The 8,363-nt window shown below is 58.2% G+C and carries 7 protein-coding genes; 3 read left to right on the plus strand and 4 right to left on the minus strand.

Annotated elements, in window-relative coordinates:
- The 3 genes from Q0J81_RS09235 to Q0J81_RS09245 all read right to left on the minus strand — a co-directional run.
- A partial coding sequence (locus Q0J81_RS09235) for an RnfABCDGE type electron transport complex subunit D (RefSeq protein ID WP_294447372.1) occupies positions 1-411 on the minus strand: 411 nt, incomplete at its 3' end.
- Positions 412-465: 54 nt separating this feature from the next.
- Positions 466-1,707 carry a 4Fe-4S dicluster domain-containing protein gene (locus Q0J81_RS09240; protein WP_294447376.1) on the minus strand — a complete coding sequence of 414 codons (1,242 nt, stop codon included), beginning with the start codon at positions 1,705-1,707 and terminating at the stop codon, positions 466-468.
- A gap of 15 nt (positions 1,708-1,722) precedes the next feature.
- A complete protein-coding gene (locus Q0J81_RS09245) occupies positions 1,723-2,370 on the minus strand; it encodes a cytochrome c3 family protein (RefSeq protein ID WP_294447378.1) in 648 nt (215 codons plus the stop codon).
- Positions 2,371-3,030: 660 nt separating this feature from the next.
- On the opposite strand from Q0J81_RS09245, the gene yfcE reads away from it, so the two are divergent.
- Positions 3,031-3,579, plus strand: coding sequence for a phosphodiesterase (gene yfcE / locus Q0J81_RS09250; RefSeq protein ID WP_294447380.1), 549 nt, complete (start codon positions 3,031-3,033; stop codon positions 3,577-3,579).
- A gap of 278 nt (positions 3,580-3,857) precedes the next feature.
- Here yfcE and Q0J81_RS09255 read toward each other — a convergent pair whose 3' ends face one another.
- Positions 3,858-4,865, minus strand: coding sequence for a lipoate--protein ligase (locus Q0J81_RS09255; RefSeq protein ID WP_294447381.1), 1,008 nt, complete (start codon positions 4,863-4,865; stop codon positions 3,858-3,860).
- A 282-nt stretch (positions 4,866-5,147) separates the two neighbouring features.
- Between Q0J81_RS09255 and ligA the strand changes: the two genes are divergently transcribed.
- Both ligA and Q0J81_RS09265 read left to right on the plus strand, forming a co-directional pair.
- Positions 5,148-7,223, plus strand: coding sequence for an NAD-dependent DNA ligase LigA (gene ligA / locus Q0J81_RS09260; RefSeq protein ID WP_294447382.1), 2,076 nt, complete (start codon positions 5,148-5,150; stop codon positions 7,221-7,223).
- Between the two features lie 202 nt (positions 7,224-7,425).
- On the plus strand, positions 7,426-7,854 hold the full coding sequence (locus tag Q0J81_RS09265) for a TOBE domain-containing protein (RefSeq protein ID WP_294447383.1): 429 nt from the start codon (positions 7,426-7,428) through the stop codon (positions 7,852-7,854).
- Positions 7,855-8,363: the final 509 nt, after the last annotated feature.

An 8,363-nucleotide genomic window follows, 5' to 3' on the forward strand; every position in this document is an offset into this window, starting at 1 on the left:
GAACACCAGCGCCCAGCCCACAAGCGTGGCGTTGACCTGATTGGCTCCGTAGCCGCCGAAGGCCATGCGGCCTATGCCCATGGCGCAGACCGAAGCTATGATGACGAGCCACCACGGGGCGGATGCCGGAAGCAGAAAGGCCAGAAGAAGACCGGTGATGGCGGCGGTGCCGTTGTCCTGGCTGAGCTTCTGCTTCATGAGGATCTGGCAGACGGCTTCGGTCACGATGGCGGTCACCACGGCAAGAGCCATGACGCGAGCCGCAGGCATGCCCCACTGAATCAGACTCAGAATGACGGCCGGAGTGAGGGCAAGAAGCGTGTGAATGCTGTTTTTGCGTATGGTGCGCCCGCAGTGCCAGAACGGGGGCGTGCTGATGGCAAGGAGAATGTCGTTGTTGGAATTGCTCATGTCTGTTCTCTCTGATGTGCTCGCGGTATGCGTGGATGTACGACGGGGCCGTGCCTACCCTTTGCCGACCGGCTCTACGGGAGTGAGTCGCGCGAGACGCTCCTCTTCCTCGAGCCTCTTGACGGCAAGGCGTATGTACTGGAGCACGGGGCGTCGCGCGATGCACACGTAGCCGCAGAGCCCGCAGTCGATGCAGAGCCGGAAGTTTTCCTTCCGGGACATGTTGTATTTGCCGAATTCCGCGTAGCGGCTGAGCATGCGCGGATCGATGCGCGTGGGACATATCTGGATGCATGCGCCGCAGTTGATGCAGGGGCTGTCGCCTTCGATGGGGGGCACTTCCCCGGCGTTGACCACGAAGAATCCGTAGGCGCCCTTGGTGATGCTCCGGTCGAGCCTGTCGAGGCTTTCGCCGCAAAGCGGGCCGCCGCGCAGAATGGTGTCGCCGCTTTTCAGGGAAATGTTGGTGAACTCCAGAAGCTCGCCCACAAGGCTGCCGTTCTTGACGATGTAGTTGGCCCATTCCGTGGCCGTTCCTATGGTGATCACCGTCTCCATGAGGGGAAGTCCCGTCGTGCCCGTGCGCCCGAGACTCCACACGTTGTGCAGTCCTACCGCCGCAACGTCCGGCGGGGCTTCTTCTCCAGTGACTTCCTTGATGAGCAGCTCGTTCACGCTGTTGGGATAGGTGGGGTCGACTTCCACGGTCTTTATGCCGGCAAAGCGGGCAGAACATCCGGTGGGAACGGCCAGCATGATTTCTTCGGCACGGTGCATCCTGCGTTGCAGCTCGAGACCCGTGCGGATTTCGTCGGCGCTTTCGGTGAGCATGGGTTCCGCCCAGCGCACGCCCGGCTCGGGGTTGAGCGCGTTGACGATGAGCGTTTTCGTCCGGCATCCCAGAGAGCGGGTGTTCACGCCCATCTTCTTGACCGTGTGCACCAGCTCTTCGCCTTCCTGGCCGCTTTTGAGAAGATCCACGGGGGCAGGCAGATCGGGAAAGACGCCCGGCTCGGCCTGGGAAGGATCCACGGCGTCCACGAACACGCTGCGGGCGTTGACTTCGGTGATCATGCCGTAAATGGGAGAATGCAGGTCCCCTTTTTCCAGACTCGGGTGTTCGGCAAGAAGCATGCCGGGATACACCATGGTTTTCTTCTTGACTCCCGCGACCATGGAAAAGCCTTCACGATTGAGGCGTATTCTTTTGGGGGCGGGACCTGTGCCGAAGGGCCTGTGCTCGTTGTAGACAAGACGGAACCGAGGGTCCTTGATCATGCGGAAATATTGCTTCATGGCTGTTCCCCGTCGCTATTTCGTATGGCATTGCGCGCAGTTGTCCACAGGACCGCCCTGCTTTTCATGGCAGCTTATGCACAAACCGTGATAGGCCGCCATGACGCCGGGAACGAGTCTTGAAGGTTCCGTGTCATGGCAGGTCGAACAGGGGACGAGCGCGCTCTTGGGGAGCCTGCCCTGTTTCTGCACGTCGCGCGAGGCCGTGGCCGTGTGGCAGCTTGAGCATGAGGTCATGTCGCCTTCGGCAAAGGCTTCTTCATGGCAGCTGGCGCAGCGCGTATGCACGGCGTTTTTCAGAGAGAGAATGGGGCCCATGTCCGTCTTGCGGTCATGGCAGTTCGCGCAGTTCTGAGGCGTAGCCTCTATCTGCGGACCATGATGACAGGCCTGACAGTCGATGTTCAGATCCCTGGTGTGCCTGGAGTGTCCCCACTTCTTGTGGGAGAGTATCATATGATGGCACGTTGCGCAGGTGGCAGGATCCAGTGAGACGGAATGCCCCTTGAAGGAGGCGTCGAATTCCAGCCCGTGGCAGGTCCGGCAGTTCTGCCCCGCCTGTCCGGCCGCAAGCGCGTCATGATGACACACCTGGCAGTCTATGCCGAGCTTGTCCGCGTGTGACGCATGGTCGAAGACGACGCGTCCGGCCGTGTTGTTCATAAGGATTCTATTGGGAAGAGGCTCGGATTTTTCCGGCAGCAGATACCCTCCCACGGCAAGAACCAACAGAGCACCAGTCAGGATATATGTTACGTTACGCAATGTCTTCTCCCCCTGATTTAGCCTTTTTCATATAATATGTCTCAGGGGATGAGAAGAGGCAAAGATATAAAATTCACGTGAGATTGCCTGCTTTATCAGGATTTTTTCGGAAGCGGAGGCAGCGGACGTGATAAATGAGTCAATAGTCGAAATTGACAGCTTTTGTTATAATTCCAAAGTGTTGTTGATGAATTTTAAATCTGAGCGCGGGATCTTTCGGAAAGTGGATGGAGAGGGGCGGCCTTCAAAAAAGTCCGGGATGAACACGAGAAGACGGAGTATGCACCGTCAATAAACGAGTTGTGTCGGATGATGAAAACCGGCGTATATTTACAACATCTTGATATAATTTGATTTATTTATAATACTTGACAAACTTGGACACTTTTGGGTAAGTGAAAAAAATTTTTTTGTCAAAAAACAGCGACAAGCGGCGAAACGCTGCGGGAGCGAAGGGAAAGGGCGTTGCAAGATGCTGTCGGGCCTTCGCCCGGAAGGGGAAAACCGGGACTCGATTTTTTCTTTTGTCTCTGGCATGGTCGGCGCAAAGGAGACAGCATGAAGAAACTGATGATAGCTTCCGACATTCACGGCTCCGCCCGCTGGTGCGGCAGGCTTCTGGAATGTTTTGAGCGTGAAGGCGCAGACCGGCTGCTCATTCTCGGCGACATTCTCTACCACGGCCCCCGAAACGACCTGCCTGAGGAATATGCGCCCAAAAAGGTCATGGCCATGCTCAATGCCGTGCGCGACAGACTTCTTTGCGTACGCGGCAACTGCGACGGGGAAGTGGATCAGATGGTGCTCGAGTTTCCCATCATGGCCGACTACGCGCTCATTTCTCTCGACAATGCGGACATCTATGCCACGCACGGACATCATTATAATGAAAAGACGCCTCCGCCTTTTCCCCGGGGCAGCATTCTGCTTTATGGGCATACCCATGTTCCCGTGTGCAACAGACATGACGGGTTCGTCGCCATGAATCCAGGCTCCGTGTCCATTCCCAAGGAAGGCAGCGCGCACGGCTTCATGGTCTGGGAAAACGGCGTGTTCAGCTGGAAGAAGCTGGAAGACGGTTCGACCTACCGGCAGGAAACGCTTTAGAACGTTTCGAGCCGTGCGAAAAGCCCGGTCAGAGCATGAGCGGGGCAGGCGTCGTAACGTTCGTTTTCCGTGTTCCGCACTCCTGCGTCTGCCGCGTGCCTTCATGGATGCCCGGCAGGCCTACAGGATGCCGCAGGTGTCGGTCCGAGGCATGAAAAAGCGCTGTGCTTCCACAAGAAGCACAGCGCTTTTTCATGCGCTTACCTTGCGGAGCGTCGGCTTATGCAGTCCGGAAACGCGAGGCTCCGGAGAAGGCCGCGCGGCCTTTTTGTCTGCCGTTAATCCTGCGGGAGTTCTTCGCCGCAGAGAAAGGCGAGCAGCGGCTCGCGTTCGGCGCCGGAAAACCAGCTTTCCACGGGAACATCGGAGAGCGCCTGCCTGAGCGAGGCGGAGTCGGCGCGAAGTCCGGCAAGCGCTGATTCCAGTTCCCTGATGTCGCGCGGGGAAAAGAAGTCGCCGAACAGTCGGCAGCTTGCAATGACGCCGTTTCTGACCTCGAGCAGGCATTCCAGCCGTCCCCAGGAAAAACGGTGACGCCGTTTTTCCGTGAAGCGGGGGGACTGGCCCCAGTTCCATTCCCAGCTCCGATAGCGGGAAGCGGCGAGTTCCTCGGCCTTTTCCCGAAGATGCGGGGCAAGAAACCGTTCTTCCTGCGCACAGCGGCGCGTCATGGCGCTGATGACCATGTTCATGTATTCTTCACGGGACAGGCCGTCCGGCAGAAACTCGCGAAGATTGGCCACTCTGGCTCTGTGCGAGGCCACGCCCTTGGAGCGGAACTTTTCCGGGTCCACGGCAAGAGCTCCGGCAAGAGCCGAGGTGTCTACGTCCACCAGCACGCAGCCGTGGTGAAGCATGCGCTGGCCTGAGCGTCGCTGTGCCGTGCCAGCCACCTTGCGCCCGTCTACGGTGATGTCGTTGCGGCTTGTGTACTCGGCGTTTATGCCGAGGTCGCGCAGGGCTGCCACCATGGGACGCATGAACTCCTCGAAACCGGAAAGGCGGTTTTTTTCCACCCAGACGAGGAAGGAAAAATTGACGTTGCCGAGATCGTGATAGACGGCGCCTCCGCCTGTGGGGCGACGGACTACGTGTATGCCGTGCTCCCGGCAGTAGGTGGCGTTGACTTCCTCGGCGGTGTTCTGGTGGCAGCCTATGATGACGGACGGTTCGTTGCGCCAGATAAGAAAGATGCCGGGATTTTCGGGGGAAAGCGTGTTGAAGAGGGTTTCTTCCAGGGCAAGATTGAAGGCGGGGTCGGTGCTTTCCATGCGAAGGGCGTACATGATGACTCCTTTGAGCGTTTTGTCAGGTGAGAAAAAGGAGCCTCCATGGCGTACGCGGCAGAGCTCTGCGCGCAGGCATGGATACCGCGCTTTTTCGCGGGGGAAAATCCTGACATTCTGAACTTGTCCGACAGCGAGCGGAGGATTGGTCTGTCGGACGGGCTGACTATACGAGGCGGCGGCAAGGCGTGCAAGGGGCGCTTGCTCTTGAGACGGCCTCGTGGCAGTATGCCGCCAGAAGAACGTCGTTGTTTTTTCAATTTTTACAGACACGAGGAATACATGGAGCAGCTTTCGTTATTCGACGGTTCCGCGCGGAACGAGCATGATCGCGCCGCAGACCGGGCGGCACGGCTTCGTCGCGAGATCGAGCGTCACAACCGGCTCTACCATCAGCTTGACGCTCCCGAAATTACGGATGAGGCCTACGACGCGCCCTATCGTGAACTCGTGGATCTGGAGGAACGCTTTCCCGACCTCAGGACGCTGGACTCTCCGACTCGTCGTGTGGGCGGCGCCGTGCTGCCGTATCTGGAAACCCGTCCGCACCGGGAAAGAATGTATGGACTGGACAACGTGTTTTCCGTTGAGGAATGGGAGGGCTTTGTTCAGAAGGCCGCCCGGGCACTGCCCGAGGCAGGGCCGGACGTCATCTCCTCATGGTGGGGCGACCCCAAGCTGGACGGACTGGCCTGTGAGCTTGCCTACGAGAACGGCGTGATGGTGCAGGCTCTCACCCGGGGTGACGGTGAAGTGGGCGAAGTGGTGACCGAAGCCATGCGTACGGTACGCAATCTGCCGCTCAGACTTCAGGGCAACGGGCCTTTTCCCAGGCGCATAGAAATTCGCGGCGAAGTGCTCATGTTCCGCAGAGAATTCGAGGAGCTGAACAGGCGTCAGACCGAGCTCGGACAGAAGCGCTTTGCCAATCCCCGCAATGCTGCGGCGGGGTCCCTGCGGCAGCTCGACACCAACGTCACGGCAAGTCGAAAGCTGCGCTTTCTGGCCTACAGCCTCGGCGAAGTGGACGCGCCGGGCATGAAGGACTGGGACACGCATTCCTCACTCATGGCGTCGTTGAAAGCCTGGGGCTTCGACACCCCGCCGGAAGGACGTCTCTGCCGCAGCGTGGATGAGGCGCAGAAGTATTATGAACATCTGGAAACCGTACGCGACGATCTGCCTTTTGAAATAGACGGCGTGGTCTACAAGCTGGACGACAGGGAGGCTCAGGCCGCGCTCGGCTTTACGGCAAGGGCTCCGCGTTTTGCCGTGGCGTGGAAGTTCACCTCTCGCAAGGCGGAAACAAGGCTCAGAAAGATAGCCATACAGGTGGGGCGGACGGGCGTGCTCACCCCGGTGGCGGAACTTGACCCCGTAAGCCTCGGCGGCGTTGTCGTCAGCCGGGCCACGCTGCACAATGAAGACGAAATTCGTCGTCTCGACCTGCGCGAGAACGACATGGTCATCATTCAGCGTGCCGGGGACGTCATTCCCGACGTCTTAGGTCCGGTGCTCGAAAAGCGCCCCGAAGGTCTTGAACCTTTTGTTTTTCCTCACGTGTGTCCGGTATGCGGCTCTCCGGCCAGACGTCTGGAGGGAGAGGCTGCCTGGCGCTGCCTGAACATGGCCTGTCCTGCGGTCATCATGCGCAGCATCGTGCATTTCGTTTCCAAGGCCGGACTCGACGTGGACGGCGTGGGTGCGAAGTGGGTGGAGGCTCTCATAGAATCCGGGCGGGTGAAAAGCCCGGCAGATCTCTTTACCGTGACAAAAGAGGAGCTCTTGAGCTATGAGCGCATGGGCGAGATTTCTGCGGGCAATTTTGTGAACGCACTCGAAGAGGCAAAGCACAACGCCTCGCTGACGCGTTTCATCGCCGCGCTCGGCATACGACAGGTGGGCGAACAGACTGCCCGCACGCTCTCCGAACATTTTCACGATGTGGATGAGCTGGAAAGAGCGGGTGTTGAGGAACTCATGAGCCTGCCCGACATAGGTCCCGAGGTGGCGGGCAGCATACGCGCCTTTTTTGAGACCGAGTCGAACCGAAAGCTTCTGGAGCGATTCAGAGCCATGGGCCTGTGGCCGAAGGGCGGCCGAAGAGAGGAGAAGGGCGGAGCGCTTTCGGGTCGCAAGGTGCTTTTTACGGGCACGCTTTCCCGTCCGCGTGACGAGTATCGCAGAATGGCGGAAGCGGCCGGGGCCAACGTGGCCTCGGGGGTCTCGAAGACGCTTGACTATCTCATTGTCGGGGAGAATCCCGGATCGAAGCTGGACAAGGCGAGAACGCTCGGCATCGCCGTTCTGGATGAGGAGGGGTTCCTTGCTCTGTTGCATGACAGCAGTGAACAGTGAATGATGTCGACTTTTGAAAAAGCGCGACGTCGCACTTGCGTGCCGGGGGCTTATTGGCTATGATGGGCCAGATTTTTTCAGTGTCCTCCCATGGACGGAAGATGTATGGCAGTTGCCGGGGCCACACCTGTGTGCCGGGCTTATGTATCATATGGCCGTGAGGAGATGCGCTGATGAGCGTTTACTTGATCAGGAGATTATGATGAAAACCAGCTCTCGCAATGCCTACCCTGGTAAAATCACTGCTGTTATTCCCGGAAGCCTCAGCGACGAGGTCGAACTTACTCTGGAATCCGGCGAGAAGATCTACGGTCAGATCTCTCACGCCAGCTTCCAGAATCTTTCCCTTGCGGAAGGCAAGGAGGCGGTCGCTCTCGTCAAGGCCACGGAAATCATGCTTGTTGCCGATGACAATGAGTATGAATTTTCCTGCCGCAATCAGTTCACCGGCAAGGTCGTCAAGCTTGTGCGCGGCTTCGTCAACGGCGAAGTGCTCATTCAGACTCCCAGCGGCATGGAAATCAACGCCACGGTTTCTCTGGAAGGCGTGAATCGTCTGCGTCTTGAACGCGGTTGCACCGTCGTGGCCATGTTCAAGTCCCCCAACGTGCTGATGGCCGTCAAGAAGTAAGCATTATTTCGTAAGTTATCCGCTGCGGAAGGGGGTCCGGTCTCGGACCTTTTCCGTTTGGGAAATGTTTTTGCAGGACATGGAGAGGATGTGCATATGGACATCCTCTCCATGTCCTGTTTTGTTTTCTGAAGCCTGGAGGCGGCGGAACAGAGGGGGAGAAGGATACAGCGACCGCTGCCCCCTCCGAGTCATGCATGAAGCGTAGACGGTCGGCAGACTGTTGTCGTGCTGCATGGGAAAGAACAGGCGTGCGGCGAGGACTTTCGAGAGTTGTGAAACTCTTCCGGTCAGGAACCTGTTCTGCAGCATGGACGCACTGCCCTGACGGATCTGTCAGATGAACGGGGAATTAGTTTTTTCTGAAGCGCAGCAGCAGGACTGAAGCAAGCATAAGGGCATAGCCGAGCAGTTCGCTTGATTCTTCCATTGCGGTTTTTGCCACGCGCCATTCTCCGTCGGGCAGAAGGGATTTCCAGAGCATGCTCATGCCGAACAGCCTGGAATAG

Origin of the sequence: uncultured Mailhella sp. (assembly GCF_944324575.1) — a bacterium.
Classification (GTDB): Bacteria; Desulfobacterota; Desulfovibrionia; order Desulfovibrionales; family Desulfovibrionaceae; genus Mailhella.